This window comes from Streptomyces silvae, assembly GCF_016745505.1.
Lineage (GTDB): Bacteria > Actinomycetota > Actinomycetes > Streptomycetales > Streptomycetaceae > Streptomyces > Streptomyces silvae.
In genome coordinates, this window is sequence record NZ_JAERUC010000203.1 from 30670 (window position 1) to 54904 (window position 24235).

A 24235-nucleotide genomic window follows, 5' to 3' on the forward strand; every position below is an offset into this window, starting at 1 on the left:
GATGAGCAAGAACATCAAGGGCGTCCTGGGCGAGAAGCTCGGCATGACCCAGGTCTGGGACGAGAACAACCGGGTTGTCCCGGTGACCGTCGTCAAGGCCGGTCCGTGCGTCGTGACGCAGGTTCGCACGAATGACAGCGACGGCTACGAGTCGGTCCAGATCGCCTTCGGCGAGATCGACCCGCGCAAGGTGAACAAGCCCCTCAAGGGCCACTTCGCCAAGGCCGACGTGACCCCGCGCCGCCACCTGGTGGAGCTCCGCACCCCTGACGCCAGCGAGTACACGCTGGGCCAGGAGGTCACTGCCGAGGTGTTCGAGTCCGGCGTCAAGGTTGACGTCACGGGCAAGAGCAAGGGCAAGGGCTTCGCCGGTGTCATGAAGCGTCACAACTTCAAGGGCCTCGGCGCCGGCCACGGCGTCCAGCGCAAGCACCGTTCCCCCGGTTCGATCGGTGGCTGTGCCACCCCTGGGCGTGTCTTCAAGGGCATGCGCATGGCCGGTCGGATGGGTAACGAGCGCGTCACCACCCAGAACCTGACCATCCACGCGGTTGACGCGGAGAAGGGTCTGCTGCTCATCAAGGGCGCGGTCCCCGGTCCGAACGGCGGCCTCGTCCTGGTCCGTACCGCGGCCAAGGGGGCTTGAGGTAATGAGCACCATTGACATCCTTTCGCCGGCAGGCGACAAGGCCGGTACCGTCGAGCTCCCCGCGGAGATCTTCGACGCGAAGACCAGCGTTCCGCTGATCCACCAGGTCGTCGTCGCACAGCTGGCAGCTGCCCGTCAGGGCACGCACAAGACCAAGTCCCGTGGCGAGGTCCGCGGTGGTGGGCGCAAGCCGTACCGCCAGAAGGGCACCGGCCGCGCGCGCCAGGGTTCGACCCGTGCGCCGCAGTTCGCCGGCGGTGGCGTCGTCCACGGCCCGCAGCCGCGTGACTACTCCCAGCGCACCCCGAAGAAGATGAAGGCCGCCGCCCTGCGCGGTGCCCTCTCCGACCGGGCGCGTCACTCCCGCATCCACGTCGTCACCGGCGTGGTCGAGGGCGGGATCTCCACCAAGGCCGCCAAGACGCTGCTCGGCAAGATCTCGGAGCGCAGCAACCTGCTCCTGGTCGTCGACCGCGCCGACGAGGCCGCGTGGCTGTCCGCGCGCAACCTGCCCCAGGTGCACATCCTGGAGCCGGGCCAGCTGAACACGTACGACGTGATCGTCTCTGACGACGTGGTCTTCACCCAGGCCGCTTTCGAGTCCTTCGTGTCTGGCCCCCAGACCGCTGAGACCGAAGGGAGCGCCGCCTGATGAGTGAGGCGACCGTTACCAGCAAGACCTACTCGGACCCGCGCGACGTTCTCGTCAAGCCGGTTGTCTCCGAGAAGAGCTACGCGCTGCTCGACGAGAACAAGTACACGTTCATCGTCGCGCCCGGCTCCAACAAGACCCAGATCAAGCAGGCCGTGGAAGCGGTCTTCTCGGTCAAGGTCACCGGGGTCAACACGATCAACCGGCAGGGTAAGCGCAAGCGCACCAAGACCGGTTTCGGCAAGCGCGCCGACACGAAGCGCGCCATCGTGACCCTCGCCGAGGGCGACCGTATCGACATCTTCGGCGGCCCGACCTCCTGACGGAGGTCGAGTCGTCCGGAATCGGACGAGGACTGAGAAATGGGTATCCGCAAGTACAAGCCGACGACCCCGGGCCGTCGTGGCTCCAGCGTCGCCGACTTTGTCGAGATCACGCGGTCCACGCCGGAGAAGTCGCTGGTCCGCCCCCTGCACAGCAAGGGCGGCCGTAACAACGCCGGTCGTGTGACCGTTCGCCACCAGGGCGGTGGCCACAAGCGCGCCTACCGAGTGATCGACTTCCGTCGTCACGACAAGGACGGCGTGCCGGCCAAGGTCGCGCACATCGAGTACGACCCGAACCGCACCGCGCGCATCGCGCTGCTGCACTACGCGGACGGCGAGAAGCGTTACATCGTCGCCCCCCGTGGTCTGTCGCAGGGTGACCGCGTCGAGAACGGTCCGGGCGCCGACATCAAGCCGGGCAACAACCTGGCGCTGCGCAACATCCCGGTCGGTACGACCATCCACGCCATCGAGCTGCGGCCCGGCGGCGGCGCGAAGTTCGCCCGTTCCGCGGGTGCCTCCGTGCAGCTGCTGGCGAAGGAGGGCACGATGGCCCACCTTCGTATGCCTTCCGGAGAGATCCGGCTGGTCGACGCCCGCTGCCGCGCCACGATCGGCGAGGTCGGCAACGCCGAGCAGTCGAACATCAACTGGGGCAAGGCCGGCCGTATGCGCTGGAAGGGCGTCCGCCCGACCGTCCGCGGTGTCGCGATGAACCCGGTTGACCACCCGCACGGTGGTGGTGAAGGCAAGACCTCCGGTGGACGTCACCCGGTCTCGCCGTGGGGTCAGAAGGAGGGTCGTACTCGCTCGCCGAAGAAGGCATCGAGCAAGTACATCGTCCGCCGCCGCAAGACGAACAAGAAGCGCTAGGAGCGGGTTTAGATGCCGCGCAGTCTCAAGAAGGGGCCCTTCGTCGACGGCCACCTCATCAAGAAGGTGGACGTACAGAACGAGGCAGGCACCAAGAACGTCATCAAGACCTGGTCCCGTCGCTCGATGATCGTCCCGGCCATGCTGGGTCACACCATCGCGGTGCACAACGGCAAGATCCACGTCCCGGTGTTCGTCACCGAGTCGATGGTCGGCCACAAGCTCGGCGAGTTCTCGCCGACTCGCACCTTCCGCGGCCACGTCAAGGACGACCGGAAGTCGAAGCGCCGCTAACCGCGGGGTGGAAACGACTATGACTTACACCGAAGGGACAACCATGGAAGCCAGGGCCCAGGCGCGGTACATCCGCGTCACGCCCATGAAGGCCCGCCGAGTGGTGGACCTCATCCGTGGCATGGACGCCACGGAGGCTCAGGCGGTCCTGCGTTTCGCCCCGCAGGCCGCGAGCGTGCCGGTTGGCAAGGTGCTTGACAGCGCCATCGCCAACGCTGCACACAACTACGACCACACCGACGCCTCTTCGCTGGTCATCAGCGAGGCGTATGTGGACGAGGGCCCGACCCTGAAGCGGTTCCGTCCGCGTGCTCAGGGCCGTGCCTACCGGATCCGTAAGCGGACCAGCCACATCACCGTGGTCGTCAGCAGCAAGGAAGGAACCCGGTAATGGGCCAGAAGGTAAACCCGCACGGGTTCCGGCTCGGCATTACCACGGACTTCAAGTCCCGTTGGTACGCCGACAAGCTGTACAAGGACTACGTCAAGGAAGACGTTGCCATTCGTCGCATGATGACGAAGGGCATGGAGCGCGCCGGTATCTCGAAGGTTGAGATCGAGCGCACCCGCGACCGCGTCCGCGTCGACATCCACACCGCCCGCCCGGGCATCGTCATCGGCCGCCGCGGCGCCGAGGCCGACCGCATCCGTGGCGAGCTGGAGAAGCTGACCGGCAAGCAGGTCCAGCTGAACATCCTCGAGGTCAAGAACCCCGAGGTGGACGCTCAGCTGGTGGCCCAGGCCGTCGCCGAGCAGCTCTCCTCCCGTGTCTCCTTCCGTCGTGCCATGCGTAAGAGCATGCAGAGCACGATGAAGGCGGGCGCAAAGGGCATCAAGATCCAGTGCGGTGGCCGCCTCGGCGGCGCCGAGATGTCCCGCTCGGAGTTCTACCGCGAGGGCCGCGTGCCCCTGCACACGCTCCGTGCGAACGTCGACTACGGCTTCTTCGAGGCCAAGACGACCTTCGGCCGCATCGGCGTGAAGGTCTGGATCTACAAGGGCGACGTCAAGAACATCGCCGAGGTCCGCGCCGAGAACGCAGCGGCTCGCGCCGGCAACCGACCGGCTCGTGGCGGCGCTGACCGCCCGGCCGGCCGTGGTGGCCGTGGTGGCGAGCGCGGCGGTCGCGGCCGCAAGCCGCAGCAGTCCGCGCCGGCAGCCGAGGCCCCCAAGGCCGACGCTCCCGCCGCCGCTGCTCCGGCTGAGAGCACCGGAACGGAGGCCTGACCGAAATGCTGATCCCCCGTAGGGTCAAGCACCGCAAGCAGCACCACCCGAAGCGCAGCGGTATGTCCAAGGGTGGCACGCAGGTTGCGTTCGGCGAGTACGGCATCCAGGCGCTGTCCCCGGCGTACGTGACGAACCGCCAGATCGAGGCAGCTCGTATCGCGATGACCCGCCACATCAAGCGTGGCGGCAAGGTCTGGATCAACATCTACCCGGACCGCCCCCTGACGAAGAAGCCTGCCGAGACCCGCATGGGTTCCGGTAAGGGTTCTCCCGAGTGGTGGATCGCGAACGTCAAGCCCGGTCGGGTGATGTTCGAGCTGTCCTACCCGAACGAGAAGATTGCTCGTGAGGCGCTCACCCGCGCTGCTCACAAGCTTCCGATGAAGTGCCGGATCGTTCGGCGCGAGGCAGGTGAGTCGTGATGTCGGCCGGTACCAAGGCGTCCGAGCTGCGCGAGCTGGGCAACGAGGAGCTTCTCAACAAGCTCCGCGAGGCCAAGGAAGAGCTGTTCAACCTCCGCTTCCAGGCGGCGACGGGCCAGCTCGAGAACCACGGTCGGCTCAAGTCCGTCCGTAAGGACATCGCCCGGATCTACACCCTGATGCGCGAGCGCGAGCTGGGCATCGAGACGGTGGAGAGCGTCTGATGAGCGAGAAGACTGTGACTGAGACCAACACCGACCGCGGTTTCCGTAAGACCCGTGAGGGTCTGGTCGTCAGCGACAAGATGGACAAGACCGTCGTCGTCGCTGTCGAGGACCGCGTCAAGCACGCGCTGTACGGCAAGGTCATCCGCCGTACGAACAAGCTCAAGGCTCACGACGAGCAGAACGCTGCCGGCGTCGGCGACCGCGTTGTCATCATGGAGACGCGTCCGCTGTCCGCCACGAAGCGCTGGCGCATCGTCGAGATCCTCGAGAAGGCCAAGTAATCCCTGAGGGGGTCTCCCCTCAGGCCAGTTCCGCCAGGCTCGGCAGGGGCTTCCGGTAACGGAGCCCCTGCCGGGAACCGGCAGACGATCAGGAGATAGACGTGATCCAGCAGGAGTCGCGACTGCGCGTCGCCGACAACACGGGTGCGAAGGAAATTCTCACCATCCGTGTTCTCGGTGGCTCGGGTCGCCGCTACGCGGGCATCGGTGACGTCATCGTCGCCACCGTCAAGGACGCGATCCCCGGTGGCAACGTGAAGAAGGGTGACGTCGTCAAGGCCGTCATCGTTCGCACCGTCAAGGAGCGTCGTCGCCCGGATGGCTCGTACATCCGCTTCGACGAGAACGCCGCTGTCATTCTCAAGAACGACGGCGACCCCCGCGGCACCCGTATCTTCGGCCCCGTGGGCCGAGAGCTGCGCGAGAAGAAGTTCATGAAGATCATCTCGCTCGCGCCGGAGGTGCTGTAAGCATGAAGATCAAGAAGGGCGACCTGGTTCAGGTCATCACCGGTAAGGACAAGGGCAAGCAGGGCAAGGTCATCGTTGCCTTCCCCGCCCAGGACCGTGTCCTCGTCGAGGGTGTCAACCGGGTCAAGAAGCACACCAAGGCCGGTCAGACGGCTCGCGGTTCGCAGACGGGTGGCATTGTCACCACCGAGGCCCCGATTCACGTCAGCAACGTTCAGCTGGTCGTGGAGAAGGACGGCAACAAGGTCGTCACCCGCGTCGGCTACCGCTTTGACGACGAGGGCAAGAAGATCCGCGTTGCCAAGCGGACCGGTGAGGACATCTGATGACGACCACCACTGCGCCGCGTCTCAAGACGCGCTACCGCGAAGAGATCGCCGGCAAGCTGCGTGAGGAGTTCTCGTACGAGAACGTCATGCAGGTCCCCGGTCTGGTCAAGATCGTGGTCAACATGGGTGTGGGCGACGCCGCCCGCGACTCCAAGCTGATCGACGGTGCCGTCAAGGACCTCACCACGATCACGGGCCAGAAGCCGGCCGTCACGAAGGCCCGCAAGTCGATCGCGCAGTTCAAGCTGCGCGAGGGGCAGCCGATCGGCTGCCACGTCACCCTCCGTGGTGACCGCATGTGGGAGTTCCTGGACCGTACGCTGTCGCTCGCGCTTCCGCGTATCCGTGACTTCCGCGGCCTGTCGCCGAAGCAGTTCGACGGCCGTGGCAACTACACCTTCGGTCTCACGGAGCAGGTCATGTTCCACGAGATCGACCAGGACAAGATCGACCGGGTCCGGGGCATGGACATCACCGTGGTCACCACGGCGACCAACGACGACGAGGGTCGTGCCCTGCTTCGTCACCTCGGCTTCCCGTTCAAGGAGAACTGACCGTGGCGAAGAAGGCTCTGATCGCTAAGGCCGCCCGTAAGCCGAAGTTCGGCGTGCGCGGTTACACCCGCTGCCAGCGCTGCGGCCGGCCCCACTCCGTCTACCGCAAGTTCGGCCTCTGCCGCGTGTGCCTTCGTGAGATGGCTCACCGTGGCGAGCTGCCGGGCGTGACCAAGAGCTCCTGGTAACCCTGCTTCGCCCTCGGGCGTCGTAGGACCGGAAAGCTCTCGGTAAGTATCCGGTCGGCAGGAGCCCGGCTCTTCATGCCGTAGGCTTGAAGGGTTGGGCGCCTGCCGCCCTGACCGACTTACTACGCCGTAGGTCCCCGCACCGCACCCGTCCCGCCACTGAGTGGGGAGAGGGATGGCGCATACAGGAAACCCCGGCGAGAGAGGCCGAAGGCCAACTCATGACCATGACTGATCCCATCGCAGACATGCTCACGCGTCTGCGCAACGCGAACTCGGCGTATCACGACGATGTTTCGATGCCGCACAGCAAGATCAAGTCGCACATCGCGGAGATCCTCCAGCAGGAGGGCTTCATCACCGGCTGGAAGGTCGAGGACGCAGAGGTCGGTAAGAACCTCATCCTCGAGCTGAAGTTCGGTCCGAACCGCGAGCGTTCGATCGCCGGCATCAAGCGCATCTCGAAGCCGGGTCTGCGTGTTTACGCAAAGTCCACCAATCTGCCGAAGGTTCTCGGCGGCCTGGGCGTGGCGATCATCTCCACGTCCCACGGTCTCCTGACCGGCCAGCAGGCCAGCAAGAAGGGCGTAGGTGGGGAAGTCCTCGCCTACGTCTGGTAGTCGGGAACGGAGGAAAAGCTCATGTCGCGAATCGGCAAGCTCCCCATCCAGGTTCCCGCCGGTGTGGACGTCACCATCGATGGCCGCACGGTCGCGGTGAAGGGCCCCAAGGGTTCCCTCTCGCACACCGTCGCAGCGCCGATCGAGGTCACCAAGGGTGAGGACGGCGTGCTCAACGTCGTCCGCCCGAACGACGAGCGTCAGAACAAGGCCCTTCACGGCCTGTCCCGCACGCTGGTGGCGAACATGATCACCGGTGTGACCCAGGGATACAGCAAGGCGCTCGAGATCAGCGGTGTCGGTTACCGCGTCCAGGCAAAGGGCTCCAACCTGGAGTTCGCCCTGGGCTACAGCCACCCGATCCTCATCGAGGCTCCGGAAGGCATCACCTTCAAGGTCGAGTCGCCCACGAAGCTCAGCGTCGAGGGCATCGACAAGCAGAAGGTCGGCGAGGTAGCCGCCAACATCCGCAAGCTGCGGAAGCCCGACCCGTACAAGGCCAAGGGCGTCAAGTACGCGGGCGAGGTCATCCGCCGCAAGGTCGGAAAGGCTGGTAAGTAGCCATGGCATACGGTGTGAAGATCGCCAAGGGCGACGCGTACAAGCGTGCCGCTCTCAAGCGGCGCCACATCCGCGTCCGCAAGCACATCTCCGGTTCGCCGGAGCGTCCCCGCTTGGTCGTGACGCGTTCCAACCGCCACATCGTCGCCCAGGTCATCGACGACATCGCGGGCCACACGCTCGCGTCGGCGTCGACCCTGGACACGTCGATCCGTGGTGCGGAGGGTGACAAGAGCGCCCAGGCCAAGCAGGTCGGCGCCCTGGTCGCCGAGCGTGCCAAGGCTGCAGGCGTCGAGGCCGTCGTGTTTGACCGCGGTGGTAACCAGTACGCCGGGCGGATTGCCGCTCTGGCTGACGCCGCCCGTGAAGCCGGGCTGAAGTTCTAAGCCCCGGTTCCAACGCACAGCGGACGTAACAGAGAGAGGTAAATCCAATGGCTGGACCCCAGCGCCGCGGAAGCGGTGCCGGTGGCGGCGAGCGGCGGGACCGGAAGGGCCGTGACGGTGGCGCAGCCGCCGAGAAGACCGCGTACGTCGAGCGTGTCGTCGCGATCAACCGCGTCGCCAAGGTAGTGAAGGGTGGTCGTCGCTTCAGCTTCACCGCGCTGGTCGTGGTGGGCGATGGTGACGGCACCGTCGGTGTCGGATACGGCAAGGCCAAGGAAGTTCCCGCGGCCATCGCCAAGGGCGTCGAAGAGGCCAAGAAGAGCTTCTTCAAGGTTCCGCGTATCCAGGGCACCATCCCTCACCCGATCCAGGGCGAGAAGGCTGCGGGCGTCGTTCTGCTCAAGCCTGCTTCCCCCGGTACCGGTGTGATCGCGGGTGGCCCGGTGCGCGCCGTTCTGGAGTGCGCCGGCGTTCACGACATCCTGTCGAAGTCGCTCGGTTCGTCGAACCCGATCAACATCGTGCACGCGACCGTGGCGGCCCTTCAGGGCCTGCAGCGTCCCGAGGAGATCGCGGCCCGCCGCGGTCTGCCCCTCGAGGACGTCGCCCCCGCGGCTCTGCTCCGTGCGCGTGCGGGAGCGGGTGCGTAATGGCTCGCCTCAAGATCACGCAGACGAAGTCGTACATCGGCAGCAAGCAGAACCACCGCGACACCCTGCGTTCGCTCGGGCTCAAGCGCCTGAACGACGTGGTTGTCAAGGAGGACCGCCCCGAGTTCCGCGGAATGGCCAACACCGTCCGCCACCTCGTGACGGTTGAGGAGGTTGACTGACATGGCGGAGAACAGCCCGCTGAAGGCCCACAACCTCCGGCCTGCCCCGGGCGCCAAGACCGCCAAGACCCGTGTGGGTCGTGGTGAGGCGTCCAAGGGTAAGACCGCAGGCCGTGGTACCAAGGGTACGAAGGCTCGTTACCAGGTTCCGGAGCGCTTCGAGGGTGGCCAGATGCCCCTCCACATGCGTCTCCCGAAGCTCAAGGGCTTCAAGAACCCGTTCCGCACGGAGTACCAGGTCGTGAACCTGGACAAGCTCGCGACGCTCTACCCCGAGGGTGGAGAGGTCACGGTGGCCGACCTGGTCGCCAAGGGCGCTGTGCGCAACAACCACCTCGTCAAGGTCCTCGGACAGGGCGAGATCTCCGTGGCGCTGCAGGTTTCGGTTGACGCCGTCTCCGGCTCCGCCAAGGAGAAGATCGCCGCTGCCGGCGGCACCGTCACCGAACTCGTCTGAGACAACTCGGACAGGACAGTGGCCTGAACACCCGACCGGGGATGCCTCTCATTTGGGGCATCCCCGGTTGGTCGTTCCTAGGGGGGCATGTCCGCCGGTAAGGTGGCGTGCGTTGCTGTGGTAAGTCCTGGGCAAAAGCCCGGGGTCCTTTGACTGTTACGTAATCGTCGATCCTCAAGACCGTCACCTCACGCTTTGCGCGGGGGTCGCAGGAGGCACCGTGCTCACCGCGTTCGCCCGGGCGTTCAAGACGCCCGACCTGCGCAAGAAGCTGCTCTTCACGCTCGGCATCATCGTGCTCTACCGTCTCGGTGCGCACATTCCCGTACCGGGGGTGAGCTACGAGAACGTCCAGACCTGTGTTGACCAGGCCAGTCAGGGCAACAACAGCCTGTTCGGTCTGGTGAACATGTTCAGCGGTGGTGCACTGCTGCAGATCACGATCTTCGCGCTCGGCATCATGCCGTACATCACGGCCAGCATCATTCTTCAGCTGCTGACCGTCGTCATCCCCCGGCTCGAAGCCCTCAAGAAGGAGGGGCAGTCGGGCACGGCCAAGATCACGCAGTACACGCGTTATCTGACGGTCGCGCTGGCCATCCTCCAGGGCACCGGCCTGGTGGCCACCGCTCGGAGCGGCGCACTGTTCAGCGGCTGCTCGGTCGCCGACCAGGTCGTCCCGAACCAGTCCATCTTCACGACCGTCGTCATGGTCATCACCATGACCGCCGGTACCGCCGCCGTCATGTGGCTCGGTGAGCTCATCACCGACCGCGGCATCGGCAACGGCATGTCGATCCTGATGTTCATCTCGATCGCCGCCAGCTTCCCCGGCGCCCTGTGGGCCATCAAGCAGAGCGGCAAGCTGGCCGACGGCTGGATCGAGTTCATCACCGTCATCCTCATCGGCTTCGTGATGGTCGGCCTCGTCGTCTTCGTCGAGCAGGCCCAGCGCCGGGTTCCCGTGCAGTACGCGAAGCGGATGATCGGGCGCCGGTCCTACGGCGGTACGTCCACTTACATCCCGCTGAAGGTGAACCAGGCGGGTGTGATTCCCGTCATCTTCGCTTCTTCGCTGCTGTATATCCCTGCTCTAATCGTTCAGTTCTCCAACTCCACCGCGGGCTGGGCGACCTGGATTCAGGACCACTTCGTCAAGGGCGACCACCCCTACTACATCGCGACGTACTTCCTGTTGATCGTGTTCTTCGCATTCTTCTATGTGGCGATCTCGTTCAACCCCGAGGAAGTCGCGGACAACATGAAGAAGTATGGTGGCTTCATCCCGGGTATCCGGGCAGGTCGACCTACTGCCGAGTATCTGAGCTACGTGCTCAACCGGATCACTTGGCCGGGCTCGCTGTACCTGGGCCTGATCGCTCTGGTGCCGACGATGGCGTTGGCAGGCTTCGGCGGTGCTAACCAGAACTTCCCGTTCGGCGGGACGAGCATCCTGATCATCGTGGGTGTGGGTCTGGAGACCGTGAAGCAGATCGAGAGTCAGCTCCAGCAGCGCAATTACGAAGGGTTCCTCCGCTGATGCGAATCGTCCTCGTCGGGCCGCCCGGTGCCGGCAAGGGAACGCAGGCTGCGTTCCTTGCCAAGAATCTGTCGATTCCGCACATCTCCACGGGCGACCTCTTCCGCGCCAACATCAGCCAGGGCACCGACCTTGGCAAGCAGGCCCGCGCCTTCATGGACGCGGGACAGCTGGTGCCGGACGAAGTCACCATCGCGATGGCCAAGGACCGCATGTCCCAGCAGGACGCCGAGAACGGCTTCCTCCTGGACGGCTTCCCCCGCAATGTGGGGCAGGCCGCGGCGCTCGACGAGATGCTGCACAGTGAGGGCGTCAAGCTCGACGCGGTTCTTGACCTCGAGGTCCCCGAGGACGAGGTGGTCAAGCGCATCGCCGGCCGCCGCATCTGCCGTAACGACAGCGCGCACGTCTTCCACGTGACGTACAACCCGCCGAAGACCGAGGGCGTCTGCGACGCCTGCGGCGGCGAGCTGTACCAGCGGGACGACGACACGGAGGAGACGGTCCGTACGCGTCTCGAGGTCTACCACACGCAGACCGAGCCGATCATCGACTACTACCGGTCCCAGGGCCTGGTCGTGACGATCTCCGCGCTCGGCAAGGTCACCGAGGTGACCGAGCGGGCCATGGAGGCCCTCAAGAAGTCCGACGAGGTCTGACCCTCGTCCGTCAACACCACGCAGCCGGCCGCGGCGCCCTCGGGCGTCGCGGCCGACTGTTTGTGCGCCGTATCGTGGAGTACGGCTCCGATGTCCAGCTCCGTACCCAGAAAGGCGCCCAGCGATGGTGCAGATCAAGACCCCCGAGCAGATCGCGAAGATGCGCGAGGCGGGCCTCGTGGTCGCTGCCATTCACGCCGCCACCCGTGAGGCGGCCGTGCCGGGCGCCACGACGAAGGATCTGGACGAGGTCGCCCGCAAGGTGATCGCCGACCACGGTGCCAAGTCGAACTTCCTGGGGTACGGCGGATTCCCCGCGACCATCTGCACCTCGGTCAACGAGGTCGTCGTGCACGGCATCCCGGACGAGAAGACGGTCCTCAAGGACGGCGACATCATCTCGATCGACGCCGGCGCGATCATCGACGGCTGGCACGGGGACGCCGCGTACACCGCCTTCGTGGGAACCGGTCACGCCCCGGAGCTCGTCGAGCTCTCCCGGGTGACCGAGGAGTCCATGTGGGCCGGGATCGCCGCGATGAAGGTGAACAACCGGCTCGTCGACATCTCGAAGGCCATCGAGTCCTACATCCGCCGCCAGCCCCGCCCGGCGACCGGGAAGTACGGGATCATCGAGGACTACGGCGGCCACGGCATCGGGACCGAGATGCACATGGACCCGCACCTGCTGAACTACGTCTCGCGCAAGCGGGGCAAGGGGATCAAGCTCGTCCCCGGTGTCTGCCTGGCCATCGAGCCCATGGTCTCGCTGGGCACGGCGCAGACGAAGGTCCTCGCCGACGAGTGGACGGTCCTCACGACCGACGGCACCTGGTCCTCGCACTGGGAGCACTCGATCGCCCTCACGGAGCAGGGCCCGCTGGTCCTGACCGCCCCGGACTGCGGCCGGGCGAGGCTCGCCCAGTACGGCGTCGAGGCGGCACCCGATCCCCTCGGCTGAGCCCGCTCACCAGTTCTGCCCTCTGATCTGTGTCTAAGGATCAGAGGAAGTGGGCAAACTTGACGGATTCGTCTTTTGGAGTCCGCTGACGTAGACTGACTCGTCGGCTCTCGTGCATCCGTGTGTCTACATGCGGCGGCGGGAGTCGATCAAGGTAGCCGATTCGAAAGGCGAAGCGTGGCCAAGAAGCAAGGTGCCATCGAAATTGAGGGCACCGTGATCGAGTCCCTCCCGAACGCCATGTTCAAGGTGGAACTCCAGAACGGTCACAAAGTCCTCGCGCACATCAGCGGCAAGATGCGGATGCACTACATCCGTATCCTCCCGGATGACCGGGTCGTGGTGGAGCTGTCTCCGTACGACCTGACGCGTGGCCGGATCGTCTACCGGTACAAGTAGATCTTGCCGCCATCCCGCTTCGGCGTGGTGAGGGCACTGACCCGGAGAACCTGACATCCCATGAAGGTCAAGCCGAGCGTCAAGAAGATCTGCGACAAGTGCAAGGTGATCCGCCGTCACGGCCGGGTCATGGTCATCTGCGACAACCTGCGCCACAAGCAGCGCCAGGGCTGACGCACGACCACCTGCATCTCGCAGCTCTTCGCGCGACGCACGTAAACGTACATACGCAGTGCCCGTCCAAGCTTCGGCTGACGACACCTCCGGCGGGGGCCGGGGACCCGGGCGTACCATCCCTTCCCACGCGGTCGGGGTCGGCGTTCGGGAGCGGCACTGTGGAAGACCCCCGAAATAACAACTGGAGCCATTGAATGGCACGCGTTTCAGGTGTTGACATCCCGCGCGAAAAGCGCGTGGAGGTTGCCCTCACCTACGTCTTCGGCATCGGGCGCACCCGGTCCAAGGAGATCCTCGCCACCACCGGCGTGAACCCGAACACCCGCGTTCGTGACCTGGCCGAAGAGGACCTGGTCAAGATCCGCGAGTACGTCGACGCCAACCTTCGCACCGAGGGTGACCTTCGCCGCGAGATCCAGGGCGACATTCGCCGCAAGATCGAGATCGGCTGCTACCAGGGCATCCGGCACCGTCGCGGTCTGCCGGTCCACGGTCAGCGCACCAGCACGAACGCGCGTACCCGCAAGGGCCCGCGTCGCGCCATCGCCGGTAAGAAGAAGCCGGGCAAGAAGTAGTCCTCAGCGGACGCACTGCGGGTGTCCGGTCACCGGACGTTCGCGGAAACCAGCGGTCTTCGCTGTAGGACCGATCACCTCCCCTCTCCATCTGGAGTCAAGACATGCCCCCCAAGGGTCGTCAGGGCGCAGCCAAGAAGGTGCGTCGCAAGGAAAAGAAGAACGTCGCTCACGGGCACGCCCACATCAAGAGCACGTTCAACAACACGATCGTCTCGATCACGGACCCCTCGGGCAACGTGATCTCCTGGGCCTCCGCCGGCCACGTCGGCTTCAAGGGCTCGCGCAAGTCCACCCCCTTCGCCGCGCAGATGGCCGCCGAGTCGGCCGCCCGCCGCGCGCAGGAGCACGGCATGCGCAAGGTCGACGTCTTCGTCAAGGGTCCCGGCTCCGGCCGTGAGACCGCGATCCGCTCCCTCCAGGCCACGGGCCTCGAGGTCGGTTCGATCCAGGACGTCACCCCGACGCCGCACAACGGCTGCCGTCCGCCGAAGCGTCGCCGCGTCTGATCCGTCACGGCCGGTGACGGCCGTGCGTCAGTAGCGCCGGATCCGGGCGGTATGTCCCTTCGGGGGCGTGCCGCCCGTATCCTTGTTTCATCTGTCGGGCATCAAATAGTGGGTGCCCACGACTGAAGGATTCCTTCATGCTTATCGCTCAGCGTCCGTCGCTGACCGAAGAGGTCGTCGACGAGTTCCGCTCCCGGTTCGTGATCGAGCCGCTGGAGCCGGGCTTCGGTTACACCCTCGGTAACTCCCTGCGCCGTACCCTCCTCTCCTCGATCCCCGGTGCCGCTGTCACCAGCATCCGGATCGACGGTGTCCTGCACGAGTTCACCACCGTGCCGGGCGTCAAGGAGGACGTGACCGACCTCATCCTCAACATCAAGCAGCTGGTCGTCTCCTCGGAGCACGACGAGCCGGTCGTGATGTACCTGCGCAAGCAGGGTCCCGGCCTGGTCACCGCTGCTGACATCGCCCCGCCGGCCGGCGTCGAGGTCCACAACCCGGACCTGGTCCTGGCCACGCTGAACGGCAAGGGCAAGCTGGAGATGGAGCTGACCGTCGAGCGCGGTCGCGGCTACGTCTCCGCCGTCCAGAACAAGCAGGTGGGCCAGGAGATCGGCCGGATCCCGGTCGACTCCATCTACTCGCCGGTGCTCAAGGTCACGTACAAGGTCGAGGCGACCCGTGTCGAGCAGCGCACCGACTTCGACAAGCTGATCGTCGACGTCGAGACCAAGCAGGCCATGCGTCCCCGTGACGCCATGGCGTCGGCCGGTAAGACCCTGGTCGAGCTGTTCGGTCTGGCGCGCGAGCTCAACATCGACGCCGAGGGCATCGACATGGGCCCGTCCCCGACGGACGCCGCGCTCGCCGCCGATCTGGCGCTGCCGATCGAGGAGCTCGAGCTCACGGTCCGTTCGTACAACTGCCTCAAGCGCGAGGGCATCCACTCCGTGGGTGAGCTCGTGGCCCGCTCCGAGGCGGACCTGCTCGACATCCGCAACTTCGGTGCGAAGTCGATCGACGAGGTCAAGGCGAAGCTGGCCGGTATGGGCCTCGCGCTCAAGGACTCGCCTCCCGGCTTCGACCCGACCGCCGCCGCCGACGCGTTCGGCGCGGACGACGACGCGGACGCCGGTTTCGTGGAGACCGAGCAGTACTGAGTCGCCTCCCGGCTGGGGGTGCCCGGATTTGAGGGTGCCCCCGTGCCGGAGCCGCAAGGCACGTAAGACTTCCGCGGGGCGACCGCCTCGCGGGAACTGACACCGGTACCTGATACGGCCGGTGCAGCACACAAGGAGAAAACCATGCCTCAGCCCGCCAAGGGTGCCCGTCTGGGCGGCAGCGCTGCGCACGAGAAGCTTCTTCTCATCAACCTCGCGAAGTCGCTGTTCGAGCACGGCCGCATCACCACGACCGAGGCCAAGGCCCGTCGCCTGCGTCCGGTCGCCGAGCGTTTCATCACCAAGGCGAAGAAGGGCGACATCCACAACCGTCGCCTGGTGCTGCAGTCGATCACGGACAAGGGCATCGTGCACACGCTCTTCACCGAGATCGCCCCGCGGTACGAGAACCGCCCCGGTGGTTACACCCGCATCACCAAGATCGGCAACCGTCGTGGCGACAACGCCCCGATGGCCGTCATCGAGCTGGTCGAGGCGCTGACCGTGGCCCAGCAGGCCACCGGTGAGGCCGAGGCCGCGACGAAGCGCGCCGTCAAGGAAGACGCCCTCAAGAAGGACGAGGCTCCGGCCGAGACCGTCGAGGACGCCAAGCCGGCCGACGCCGCCGCCGAGGACTCCAAGGACGCCTGAGCGTTCTGAGACCCGGGTACGGGCCCGCATCACCCTTCGGGGCGGTGCGGGCCCGTTCTTTGTGAGAGGGATCTGCTTTGAGAGGATCTGCGGGTGAGTGACGAGGCAGAGCCCGGCTTTGTACGGGTACGGCTGGACCTTTCCTACGACGGCAAGGACTTCTCCGGCTGGGCGAAGCAGACCAGCAGGCGCACCGTGCAGGGCGAGATCGAGGACGCCCTGCGGACCGTGACCCGGTCCTCGGTGACGTACGACCTGACGGTCGCCGGGCGCACCGACGCGGGGGTGCACGCGCGCGGGCAGGTGGCGCACGTCGATCTGCCGGCCGAGGTGTGGGCCGAGCACGAGGAGAAGCTGCTGCGGCGGATGGCGGGGCGCCTGCCGCTGGACGTACGGATCTGGCGTGCGGCGGTGGCCCCGGCAGGGTTCAACGCGCGGTTCTCCGCGCTGTGGCGGCGGTACGCGTACCGCGTGGGCGACCGGCCCGGCGGGGTGGACCCGCTGGTCCGCGGGCATGTGCTGTGGCACGACCGGCCGCTGGACCTGGACGCGATGAACGAGGCCGCCGCCCTGATGACCGGGGAGCACGACTTCGCGGCGTACTGCAAGAAGCGTGAGGGCGCCACGACCATCCGTACGCTCCAGAAGCTGCACTGGGTACGGGACGCGGAGTCCGGGGTGCTGACGGCGACCGTCCAGGCCGACGCCTTCTGCCACAACATGGTGCGGGCGCTGATCGGCGCCGCGCTGTTCGTGGGGGACGGGCGCAGACCGGCCGGGTGGCCGGCCGAGGTGCTGGCGGCGAAGGTGCGGGACCCCGCGGTGCACGTGGTGCGGCCGCACGGGCTGACGCTGGAGGAGGTGGCGTATCCGGCGGACGCGCTGCTGGCGGCCCGGGCCCTGGAGGCGCGGAACGTCAGGACGCTGCCGGGGGCGGAGTGCTGCTGACCGGCCTGCGGCGCAGGGCGCGCAGCAGCTTGGCCGCGTAGTACACGGCGAGGACGCTGGACACGGTGGAGCGGAACCAGCCGATGTCCGGTGTCCACCAGGCGTAGACCGCCGCCGCGGTGAAGAACAGCAGGGCGGCCGTGCGCAGCGCCCACCAGCGGGCCGGGTGCGGTTCGTCCTGGGCCGGGGCCTCGGGGTGGACGCCGTCCTTCGTGGTGAGGGTGTCCCGCATCCCCGCGAAGAACCCGCGCCGGGCGAGGACGCGGGCGCCGGGGAGCTCCGCGAGGATCTCCAGCTCGCCGCCGTACCCGGCCGGCAGGGGCGGGAGTCCCAGGGCGGCGACGAGCTCGCCCTGGTGGCGGGCGGGGTCGCCGGTGGCCCGCAGGACGTGGGCCAGCGGGCGTGGATCGGTCAGCCCGTACACCCGGGCCAGCACGGTCGCCGTCGCCGTCGCCTCGGTGTGGTCGGTGGCGGGGGCGGCGGTCTCCCAGGTGTGGGCCGCCACCTTCCGGCCCCGGTGCAGCAGGGTGAAGCTGCTGCGCTCCGGGGTGCGGTGCAGGACCAGGGCCGGCCAGTCCTCGGCCGTGGTGAAGCTGTCCGCAGCCGAGGTGAGCGGGTCCTCGGGGAGCAGGGCCGCGCGCTTGCCGCGTACGGGGTCCGGGACGATCTCGACGTACGTGTGATGGCTGCCGGCCGGGGCCGTCCGCAGGCTGTGCCCGCAGATCAGGGCGGCCTGGGCCACCTCCGTGGGGCCCGTGGAGGCGATGGCGACCGACCGCGGTGCCAGCTCGCGCTCCCAGTCGGGTGCGCCGGTGGCCGGGGGCTCGGGGGAGGGGCGGAAGAACGGGATCCGCATCGCCAGCTCGACCCGGGTGTCGGAGCGGGCCTCCAGGAACTCGGCGCGGGCGTCACCGAAGTAGGTCCACGGGAACGTCGTGACGTGCACCCCGATGTCGCGGAAGGCCGTGAGGGCCTCCTCGTAGCGGTTCATCGACCAGAGGACCAGGGCCAGGTGGTTGCGGAAGCCGGCGGCCTCCCGGTCCCCCGGGGCGTAACTGTCCGACAGGGCCTGTGCGCGGGTCACCGCCGCCTCGACGCGGGAGGCGTACGGATCGGGGTCGGGGGCCTCCTCGTCGGCGATCAGGTACTCGACGACGGCTTGGAGCGGCAGGGCGTGGAGCCGGGAGCCCGGGGGTGCCTGGGCGGCCGCGCTCTCCGCGAAGGCGAACATCTCCTCGTGCGAGCCGAACCACTTGTCGCAGAGGTACTGGAGTGCCTGGACGTGGCAGCCCTCGTGGTGCGGGTCGCGCGCGTTCGCCTCGGCCAGATAGGTGTCGAAGACCTCCCGCGGCGCCTGGATGCCCCGGGCCTGGGTCAGCGCGACCCGCCAGGGGACCGGGTCGTCGGGGTTGAGCTCGGCGGCCTCGGAGATCACCGGCACCGCGTCCCGCAGCACCGTGTGGAACGCCCGGAACTGGTCGGCCTCGACATGCCTGGCCCGGGCCCCGGTCCGTATCTGCCACGCCTGGTAGACGTACTGGTCGGCCTTGACCAGGACGGCGTCCGGGTCCTGCGGGGACTCTTCCAGCCAGCTGTCCAGCCAGCCCGGGTGGTGCAGCGAGGCCCGCGCGAGGCGGGAGACGCAGGTGTCCCGGCGCTCCCACTGGGCGTGCTCGCGGGTCAGGGCGAGCAGCTCGGCGGCCGGGCCGTGGTCCCCACCGGCGGCCGCGGCGAGGGCCACCCGCAGCGTGGGGTCCGGGGCGTCGAGGACCACGGCGTCGTCCGGGGGCAGGTCGGCGCCTATCGCGTCACTGTGGCGCAGGACGCGCGGGAGGGTGAAGAGGGTGGTCAGACGCACGGCGGCGGGTCCTCGGTCGAGGGGAGGGACGGAGCTGGTGCGTGGGGGAGCGCACGGACGGCCGTCAGGCGACGGGTGCCCCTGCGGCCGCCGACGCCTGGACCTCGCCGCGGTGACGGATCTGGCGGAAGGTGAACTCGGTGAGGTCGTCACCGGCCTTGTAGACGTCCTTGGCCGCCGTGGTGACGTTCTTCCCGCTGGTGTAGCCGCCGATCGTGAAGTAGGCGTACCGGCCGTAGGAGTTGGCCGTACGCCGGCAGACGGATCCGCCGCGGCAGAACGTGGGGACCCCCGAACCGCTGAGGGAGGCGAGGCCGCCGGACGCCTGCTGGGCCGCCTTCCTGGCCTCCGCCTCGGTGCCGAACACGGCGAGGCCGACGGTGACCGCGACGCCGTCCTTGCTGTACGTCGCGCGGATGACCTGGTCGCAGCCGTTGGTGTCGAGGATCGAGCCGAGGGCGCCCTGGGTCGTCGTGGCGCAGCTCTCCGTACGGGCGGTGGCGCCCTTGGCGTAGACGCGGTCGCCCATGGTCAGCTTCCTGCCGGGGAAGAAGGCGTCGACCGTGACCGGGGCCTTGTCCTTCTTCTCGTCGGCTATGTAGTCCTTCGGGTCCGGCGGGGGCGGCGGCGCGACCGAGGAGAAGGAGGGCTCCGGCGCGGAGCTCTCCGAGGGCAGGTCGGCCGGGGCCGGCAGCTCGCTGGCGTTCTTGTTCCCCCCGGAGGAGCCGCCGTTGGTCGTGATGACCGCGGTGGCCACGATCGCGGCCACCGCGGCGGTCGCCACCGCGCCGCCGCCGATCATCAGCCACTTCTTGCGCCTGCCGCGCGCGGCGGACGCCTCGGCCAGTGCCGCCCAGTCCGGAGTCCGGCTCTCTCCCGGTCCTCCCGGCCCCCAGGAGGGCCCCCCTTGCCCAAAGCTCATGCGGCGAATCCTAGACCGACCGTAATCCGGTTGGGCCAACGGTTCGCATGCCGTGACAATGCTGTGCATGGGACATCTTGAAGCGGGCCACCTGGAGTACTACCTACCGGACGGACGGGTGCTGCTCGGCGATGCCTCGTTCCGGGTGGCCGACGGGGCCGTCGTCGCCCTCGTCGGTGCGAACGGGGCGGGCAAGACGACCCTCCTGAAGCTGCTCGCCGGGGAGCTCCAGCCGCACGGCGGCTCGGTCTCGGTGAGCGGCGGGCTCGGGGTGATGGCCCAGTTCGTGGGGTCCGTACGGGACGAGCGGACCGTCCGTGACCTGCTGGTCTCCGTGGCCCAGCCCCGGATCAGGGAGGCGGCCGCAGCGGTCGACGCGGCCGAGGAGCGCATCCTCACCGTCGACGACGAGGCCGCGCAGATGGCGTACGCGCAGGCCCTGAGCGACTGGGCGGAGGCCCGGGGGTACGAGGCCGAGACGCTGTGGGACATGTGCACCACGGCCGCGCTCGGTGTCCCGTACGAGAAGGCGCAGTGGCGCGAGGTGCGCACGCTCAGCGGGGGCGAGCAGAAGCGGCTGGTCCTGGAGGCGCTGCTGCGCGGCCCGGACGAGGTGCTGCTGCTGGACGAGCCGGACAACTATCTGGACGTCCCCGGCAAGCGGTGGCTGGAGGAGAAGCTCAAGGAGACCCGTAAGACGGTGCTCTTCGTCTCCCACGACCGGGAGCTGCTCTCCCGGGCCGCCGAGAAGATCGTGAGCGTCGAGCCCAGCCCCGCCGGGTCGGACGTCTGGGTGCACGGCGGCGGCTTCGGCACGTACCACCAGGCCCGCAAGGAGCGGTTCGCGCGCTTCGAGGAGCTCCTGCGGCGCTGGGAGGAGGAGCACGCCCGGCTGAAGGCGCTCGTCCTGCGGATGCGGCAGCAGGCGGCGAACAGCCCCGACATGGCGAACCGCTACCACGCGATGCAGACCCGCTTCAAGAAGTTCGAGGAGGCGGGACCGCCGCCGGAGCCGCCCCGCGAGCAGGACATCAGGATGCGGCTGCGCGGCGGCAGGACCGGGGTGCGGGCGGTGACGTGCACCCGCCTGGAGCTGACCGGTCTGATGAAGCCGTTCGACCTGGAGATCTACTACGGGGAGCGGGTCGCCGTGCTCGGCTCCAACGGGTCGGGGAAGTCGCACTTCCTGCGGCTGCTGGCGGGGGAGCCCGTGGCGCACACCGGTGAGTGGAAGCTCGGCGCCCGGGTGGTGCCCGGCCACTTCGCGCAGACGCACGCCCACCCGGAGCTGCTCGGCAAGACGCTCGTCGAGATCCTGTGGACGGAGCACGCCAAGGACCGCGGCGGCGCGATGGGTGTGCTGCGGCGCTACGAGCTGGAGCGCCAGGGCGACCAGGCCTTCGAGCGGCTGTCCGGCGGACAGCAGGCGCGGTTCCAGATCCTGCTCCTGGAGCTGGCCGGCACGACCGCGCTGCTGCTGGACGAGCCGACGGACAACCTGGACCTGGAGTCGGCCGAGGCCCTCCAGGACGGTCTCGAGGTGTACGACGGGACGGTCATGGCGGTCACGCACGACCGCTGGTTCGCGAAGTCCTTCGACCGGTACCTGGTCTTCGGCTCGGACGGGGTGGTGCGGGAGTCCACCGAGCCCGTGTGGGACGAGCGCCGGGTGGAGCGCGTGCGGTAGGGGGCCGGCGGCCCGGTGCGGGAGGCGTTTTGACCTGCGCGGTGGCCGAACGGTAGTCTCTGGTTCGTTATGCGTATTGGCTTGGTCGTTCTCACGCGAGAAGCCCTTACGTAGGTTCTCTGGAGCAGTTACCAGTGGCTCGCATACGGGCAGTGTCCCCGGCAGTGTGAGCCCCAGCTGCATATCGCTTCAGAGGTGCCGTGTGTCTGCACCCCATCCACTGAAGAAGCGAAGGCTACGAAGTGCGTACGTACAGCCCCAAGCCCGGCGATGTCACTCGCCAGTGGCACATCATCGACGCCGAGGACATCGTCCTGGGCCGTCTCGCCACCACGGCTGCGAACCTCCTCCGAGGCAAGCACAAGGCGATCTACGCCCCCCACATGGACATGGGCGACTTCGTCATCATCATCAACGCCGAGAAGGTTCACCTCTCCGGCAACAAGAAGACCCAGAAGATGGCGTACCGCCACTCGGGCTTCCCGGGCGGTCTCCGTTCCGTGCGTTACGACGAGCTTCTCGCGAAGAACCCCGAGAAGGCCGTCGAGAAGGCCATCAAGGGCATGATCCCCAAGAACACCCTGGGTCGCCAGATGCTCTCGAAGCTCAAGGTCTACGCGGGCGACCAGCACCCGCACGCTGCGCAGCAGCCGGTCCCGTTCGAGATCACCCAGGTCGCGCAGTAGTTCCGGCCTCCCCCCTAAGACGTACAGAAAGATCTGAGGAGAATCGTGGCCGAGACCACTGTTGAGACGCCCGTCGAGGGCACCGAGGGCGAAGAGACCTTCGCCGAGGTGACCACCTTCGAGTCGGAGGTCCCCGTCGAGGGTGAGTACACCTCCGAGTCGCTTGCCGGCCGCTTCGGCGACCCGCAGCCCGCGGCCGGCCTGGGCCGCCGCAAGAACGCCATCGCCCGTGTCCGGATCGTTCCGGGCTCCGGCAAGTGGAAGATCAACGGTCGCACCCTTGAGGACTACTTCCCCAACAAGGTGCACCAGCAGGAAGTCAACGAGCCCTTCAAGGTGCTCGAGCTCGACGGCCGCTACGACGTCATCGCCCGCATCTCGGGTGGCGGCGTCTCCGGTCAGGCCGGCGCCCTGCGCCTCGGCGTGGCCCGCGCGCTGAACGAGGCGGACGTGGACAACAACCGCGCCACGCTGAAGAAGGCCGGCTTCCTCTCCCGCGACGACCGTGCGGTCGAGCGCAAGAAGGCCGGTCTCAAGAAGGCCCGTAAGGCCCCGCAGTACAGCAAGCGCTAAATCGCCTGCTCGTCTGCTTTACACGTTCGCCCCGGCGGCACACCTCGTGCTGCTGGGGCGTTCGTTTATCAGCCCTCGCGGGCGTATAACGGCTTAAGACGTTTGCACGTTTATCGGGTCGGCGGCCTCAGGCGCACCCTTCTTTGTTGTGCCTTGCCTCGCTTCGCCCTGTTTTGATTACTTTGGTTTTGCGGTTTCGGAGCACCTTCGGAGGACACCAGTGGGACGACTCTTCGGCACGGACGGCGTGCGCGGCGTCGCCAACGCGGACCTGACAGCCGAGCTCGCGCTCGGACTCTCGGTCGCGGCGGCGCACGTGCTGGCCGAGGCGGGCACCTTCGAGGGGCATCGGGCGACCGCGCTGGTGGGCCGTGACCCCCGCGCGTCCGGGGAGTTCCTGGAGGCCGCCGTCGTGGCGGGCCTGGCCAGCGCCGGTGTCGACGTCCTGCGTGTCGGGGTGCTCCCCACCCCCGCCGTGGCGTACCTCACCGGAGCGCTCGGCGCGGACATCGGCGTCATGCTCTCGGCGAGCCACAACGCCATGCCCGACAACGGCATCAAGTTCTTCGCGCGGGGCGGGCACAAGCTCGCCGACGAGCTGGAGGACCGCATCGAGACGGTCTACGAGCAGCACCGCACCGGTGAGCCGTGGAGCCGTCCGACCGGCGCCGGCGTGGGCCGTGTCACCGACTACAACGAGGGCTTCGACCGCTACGTCGCCCACCTCATCGGTGTCCTCCCGAACCGCCTGGACGGTCTGAAGGTCGTCCTCGACGAGGCGCACGGCGCCGCCGCCCGTGTCTCGCCCGAGGCGTTCGCCCGGGCCGGGGCCGAGGTCATCACCATCGGCGCCGAGCCGGACGGCCTGAACATCAACGACGGCTGCGGCTCCACCCACCTGGAGCTGCTCCGGGCCGCCGTCGTCGAGCACGGTGCCGACCTCGGCATCGCGCACGACGGAGACGCGGACCGCTGCCTGGCCGTGGACGCGACCGGCGCCGAGGTCGACGGCGACCAGATCCTCGCCGTGCTCGCCCTCGCCATGCGCGAGGCGGGCCACCTGCGCAAGGACACCGTCGTCGGCACGGTCATGTCGAACCTGGGCTTCAAGATGGCGATGGAGCGCGAGGGCATCCAGCTCGTCCAGACCGCCGTCGGCGACCGCTACGTCCTGGAGTCGATGAAGGCCGAGGGCTTCGCGCTGGGCGGCGAGCAGTCCGGCCACGTCATCGTCCTGGACCACGCCACGACGGGTGACGGCACGCTGACCGGGCTGATGCTCGCGGCCCGGGTCGCCGCCACCGGACGTACGCTCGCCGATCTGGCGGGTGTGATGCAGCGCCTCCCGCAGGTCCTCGTCAACGTGCCGGACGTCGACAAGTCCCGTGTGGACACCTCGCCCGAGGTGGCCGCCGCGGTCTCCCAGGCCGAGCACGCGCTGGGTGACACCGGCCGCGTCCTCCTGCGCAAGTCGGGCACCGAGCCGCTCGTACGGGTCATGGTCGAGGCCGCCGACCTCGAACAGGCGCGCGCGGTGGCCGGGCAGCTGGCCGACGTGGTGAAGTCCGCGCTCGGCTGA

General features: G+C 67.7%; 36 protein-coding genes. 34 read left to right on the plus strand and 2 right to left on the minus strand.

The window, feature by feature from the left end; all coding sequences use genetic code 11:
- Nucleotide 1 precedes the first annotated feature (1 nt).
- From rplC to truA, 30 genes are all read left to right on the plus strand, one after another.
- A complete protein-coding gene (gene rplC, locus JKV81_RS34060; protein WP_014154591.1) occupies nt 2–646 on the plus strand; it encodes a 50S ribosomal protein L3 in 645 nt (214 codons plus the stop codon).
- 4 nt (nt 647–650) lie between these two features.
- Nucleotides 651–1301, plus strand: coding sequence for a 50S ribosomal protein L4 (gene rplD, locus JKV81_RS34065; protein WP_099173849.1), 651 nt, complete (start codon nt 651–653; stop codon nt 1299–1301).
- Nucleotides 1301–1624: a 50S ribosomal protein L23 gene (rplW, locus tag JKV81_RS34070; RefSeq protein ID WP_014154589.1), complete on the plus strand. Its 324-nt coding sequence runs from the start codon at nt 1301–1303 to the stop codon at nt 1622–1624. Before rplD ends, rplW begins: the two co-directional genes overlap by 1 nt.
- A 39-nt stretch (nt 1625–1663) precedes the next feature.
- On the plus strand, nt 1664–2500 hold the full coding sequence (gene rplB, locus JKV81_RS34075) for a 50S ribosomal protein L2 (RefSeq protein ID WP_099173848.1): 837 nt from the start codon (nt 1664–1666) through the stop codon (nt 2498–2500).
- Between the two features lie 12 nt (nt 2501–2512).
- Nucleotides 2513–2794, plus strand: a complete 282-nt coding sequence (gene rpsS / locus JKV81_RS34080; protein ID WP_003966956.1) for a 30S ribosomal protein S19 — start codon at nt 2513–2515, stop codon at nt 2792–2794.
- A 43-nt stretch (nt 2795–2837) separates the two neighbouring features.
- On the plus strand, nt 2838–3185 hold the full coding sequence (gene rplV / locus JKV81_RS34085; RefSeq protein ID WP_004571827.1) for a 50S ribosomal protein L22: 348 nt from the start codon (nt 2838–2840) through the stop codon (nt 3183–3185).
- Nucleotides 3185–4021, plus strand: a complete 837-nt coding sequence (gene rpsC, locus JKV81_RS34090) for a 30S ribosomal protein S3 (RefSeq protein WP_014047784.1) — start codon at nt 3185–3187, stop codon at nt 4019–4021. Before rplV ends, rpsC begins: the two co-directional genes overlap by 1 nt.
- Nucleotides 4022–4026: 5 nt before the next feature.
- Complete coding sequence (rplP, locus tag JKV81_RS34095) at nt 4027–4446, plus strand: 50S ribosomal protein L16 (protein WP_014154587.1); 420 nt, start codon at nt 4027–4029, stop codon at nt 4444–4446.
- A complete protein-coding gene (rpmC, locus tag JKV81_RS34100) occupies nt 4446–4670 on the plus strand; it encodes a 50S ribosomal protein L29 (RefSeq protein ID WP_014047786.1) in 225 nt (74 codons plus the stop codon). The genes rplP and rpmC overlap by 1 nt, the downstream gene beginning before the upstream one ends.
- Nucleotides 4670–4954: a 30S ribosomal protein S17 gene (gene rpsQ / locus JKV81_RS34105; RefSeq protein WP_069171155.1), complete on the plus strand. Its 285-nt coding sequence runs from the start codon at nt 4670–4672 to the stop codon at nt 4952–4954. The genes rpmC and rpsQ overlap by 1 nt, the downstream gene beginning before the upstream one ends.
- A 101-nt stretch (nt 4955–5055) precedes the next feature.
- Entirely contained in the window at nt 5056–5424 is a 369-nt protein-coding gene (gene rplN, locus JKV81_RS34110; protein ID WP_003974257.1) for a 50S ribosomal protein L14, read from the plus strand.
- 2 nt (nt 5425–5426) lie between these two features.
- A complete protein-coding gene (gene rplX, locus JKV81_RS34115; protein ID WP_014047788.1) occupies nt 5427–5750 on the plus strand; it encodes a 50S ribosomal protein L24 in 324 nt (107 codons plus the stop codon).
- A complete protein-coding gene (rplE, locus tag JKV81_RS34120; protein ID WP_073718383.1) occupies nt 5750–6307 on the plus strand; it encodes a 50S ribosomal protein L5 in 558 nt (185 codons plus the stop codon). The genes rplX and rplE overlap by 1 nt, the downstream gene beginning before the upstream one ends.
- Nucleotides 6308–6309: 2 nt before the next feature.
- Entirely contained in the window at nt 6310–6495 is a 186-nt protein-coding gene (locus JKV81_RS34125) for a type Z 30S ribosomal protein S14 (RefSeq protein ID WP_003948630.1), read from the plus strand.
- Nucleotides 6496–6716: 221 nt separating this feature from the next.
- Complete coding sequence (gene rpsH / locus JKV81_RS34130; RefSeq protein WP_099173847.1) at nt 6717–7115, plus strand: 30S ribosomal protein S8; 399 nt, start codon at nt 6717–6719, stop codon at nt 7113–7115.
- Nucleotides 7116–7136: 21 nt separating this feature from the next.
- Nucleotides 7137–7676, plus strand: coding sequence for a 50S ribosomal protein L6 (gene rplF, locus JKV81_RS34135; RefSeq protein WP_014154583.1), 540 nt, complete (start codon nt 7137–7139; stop codon nt 7674–7676).
- Between the two features lie 2 nt (nt 7677–7678).
- Nucleotides 7679–8062, plus strand: coding sequence for a 50S ribosomal protein L18 (rplR, locus tag JKV81_RS34140; protein ID WP_033297607.1), 384 nt, complete (start codon nt 7679–7681; stop codon nt 8060–8062).
- A 47-nt stretch (nt 8063–8109) separates the two neighbouring features.
- On the plus strand, nt 8110–8712 hold the full coding sequence (gene rpsE / locus JKV81_RS34145) for a 30S ribosomal protein S5 (protein WP_014047793.1): 603 nt from the start codon (nt 8110–8112) through the stop codon (nt 8710–8712).
- A complete protein-coding gene (rpmD, locus tag JKV81_RS34150; RefSeq protein ID WP_041985698.1) occupies nt 8712–8894 on the plus strand; it encodes a 50S ribosomal protein L30 in 183 nt (60 codons plus the stop codon). Before rpsE ends, rpmD begins: the two co-directional genes overlap by 1 nt.
- Nucleotide 8895: 1 nt before the next feature.
- Complete coding sequence (gene rplO, locus JKV81_RS34155) at nt 8896–9351, plus strand: 50S ribosomal protein L15 (protein WP_014047794.1); 456 nt, start codon at nt 8896–8898, stop codon at nt 9349–9351.
- Between the two features lie 220 nt (nt 9352–9571).
- Entirely contained in the window at nt 9572–10891 is a 1320-nt protein-coding gene (gene secY, locus JKV81_RS34160; RefSeq protein ID WP_099173846.1) for a preprotein translocase subunit SecY, read from the plus strand.
- The gene (locus JKV81_RS34165) at nt 10891–11550 is read left to right on the plus strand and encodes an adenylate kinase (protein ID WP_124274238.1); all 660 of its coding nucleotides are present in this window, start codon (nt 10891–10893) and stop codon (nt 11548–11550) included. The genes secY and JKV81_RS34165 overlap by 1 nt, the downstream gene beginning before the upstream one ends.
- A gap of 124 nt (nt 11551–11674) precedes the next feature.
- Nucleotides 11675–12511: a type I methionyl aminopeptidase gene (map, locus tag JKV81_RS34170; RefSeq protein ID WP_129265067.1), complete on the plus strand. Its 837-nt coding sequence runs from the start codon at nt 11675–11677 to the stop codon at nt 12509–12511.
- 177 nt (nt 12512–12688) lie between these two features.
- A complete protein-coding gene (gene infA / locus JKV81_RS34175) occupies nt 12689–12910 on the plus strand; it encodes a translation initiation factor IF-1 (protein ID WP_003956442.1) in 222 nt (73 codons plus the stop codon).
- 60 nt (nt 12911–12970) lie between these two features.
- The gene (gene rpmJ, locus JKV81_RS34180; protein WP_003956441.1) at nt 12971–13084 is read left to right on the plus strand and encodes a 50S ribosomal protein L36; all 114 of its coding nucleotides are present in this window, start codon (nt 12971–12973) and stop codon (nt 13082–13084) included.
- A 197-nt stretch (nt 13085–13281) separates the two neighbouring features.
- On the plus strand, nt 13282–13662 hold the full coding sequence (gene rpsM, locus JKV81_RS34185) for a 30S ribosomal protein S13 (protein WP_014047799.1): 381 nt from the start codon (nt 13282–13284) through the stop codon (nt 13660–13662).
- 104 nt (nt 13663–13766) lie between these two features.
- Entirely contained in the window at nt 13767–14171 is a 405-nt protein-coding gene (rpsK, locus tag JKV81_RS34190; protein WP_003956432.1) for a 30S ribosomal protein S11, read from the plus strand.
- Between the two features lie 137 nt (nt 14172–14308).
- Entirely contained in the window at nt 14309–15331 is a 1023-nt protein-coding gene (locus JKV81_RS34195; protein ID WP_003966937.1) for a DNA-directed RNA polymerase subunit alpha, read from the plus strand.
- A 144-nt stretch (nt 15332–15475) separates the two neighbouring features.
- Entirely contained in the window at nt 15476–15982 is a 507-nt protein-coding gene (rplQ, locus tag JKV81_RS34200) for a 50S ribosomal protein L17 (RefSeq protein WP_099173843.1), read from the plus strand.
- A gap of 93 nt (nt 15983–16075) precedes the next feature.
- Nucleotides 16076–16930 carry a tRNA pseudouridine(38-40) synthase TruA gene (truA, locus tag JKV81_RS34205; RefSeq protein WP_099173842.1) on the plus strand — a complete coding sequence of 285 codons (855 nt, stop codon included), beginning with the start codon at nt 16076–16078 and terminating at the stop codon, nt 16928–16930.
- On the opposite strand, the gene JKV81_RS34210 is transcribed toward truA, so the two are convergent.
- Both JKV81_RS34210 and JKV81_RS34215 read right to left on the minus strand, forming a co-directional pair.
- Nucleotides 16899–18788 carry a hypothetical protein gene (locus tag JKV81_RS34210; RefSeq protein WP_202079479.1) on the minus strand — a complete coding sequence of 630 codons (1890 nt, stop codon included), beginning with the start codon at nt 18786–18788 and terminating at the stop codon, nt 16899–16901. The genes truA and JKV81_RS34210 overlap by 32 nt on opposite strands.
- A gap of 64 nt (nt 18789–18852) precedes the next feature.
- The gene (locus JKV81_RS34215) at nt 18853–19710 is read right to left on the minus strand and encodes a hypothetical protein (RefSeq protein WP_124274242.1); all 858 of its coding nucleotides are present in this window, start codon (nt 19708–19710) and stop codon (nt 18853–18855) included.
- A gap of 67 nt (nt 19711–19777) precedes the next feature.
- Between JKV81_RS34215 and JKV81_RS34220 the strand changes: the two genes are divergently transcribed.
- From JKV81_RS34220 to glmM, 4 genes are all read left to right on the plus strand, one after another.
- Nucleotides 19778–21397, plus strand: a complete 1620-nt coding sequence (locus JKV81_RS34220) for an ATP-binding cassette domain-containing protein (protein WP_129265070.1) — start codon at nt 19778–19780, stop codon at nt 21395–21397.
- 242 nt (nt 21398–21639) lie between these two features.
- The gene (gene rplM / locus JKV81_RS34225; protein ID WP_129265071.1) at nt 21640–22083 is read left to right on the plus strand and encodes a 50S ribosomal protein L13; all 444 of its coding nucleotides are present in this window, start codon (nt 21640–21642) and stop codon (nt 22081–22083) included.
- Nucleotides 22084–22128: 45 nt separating this feature from the next.
- Nucleotides 22129–22656, plus strand: a complete 528-nt coding sequence (gene rpsI / locus JKV81_RS34230) for a 30S ribosomal protein S9 (protein ID WP_014047805.1) — start codon at nt 22129–22131, stop codon at nt 22654–22656.
- Nucleotides 22657–22876: 220 nt separating this feature from the next.
- Nucleotides 22877–24235, plus strand: a complete 1359-nt coding sequence (glmM, locus tag JKV81_RS34235; RefSeq protein ID WP_129265072.1) for a phosphoglucosamine mutase — start codon at nt 22877–22879, stop codon at nt 24233–24235.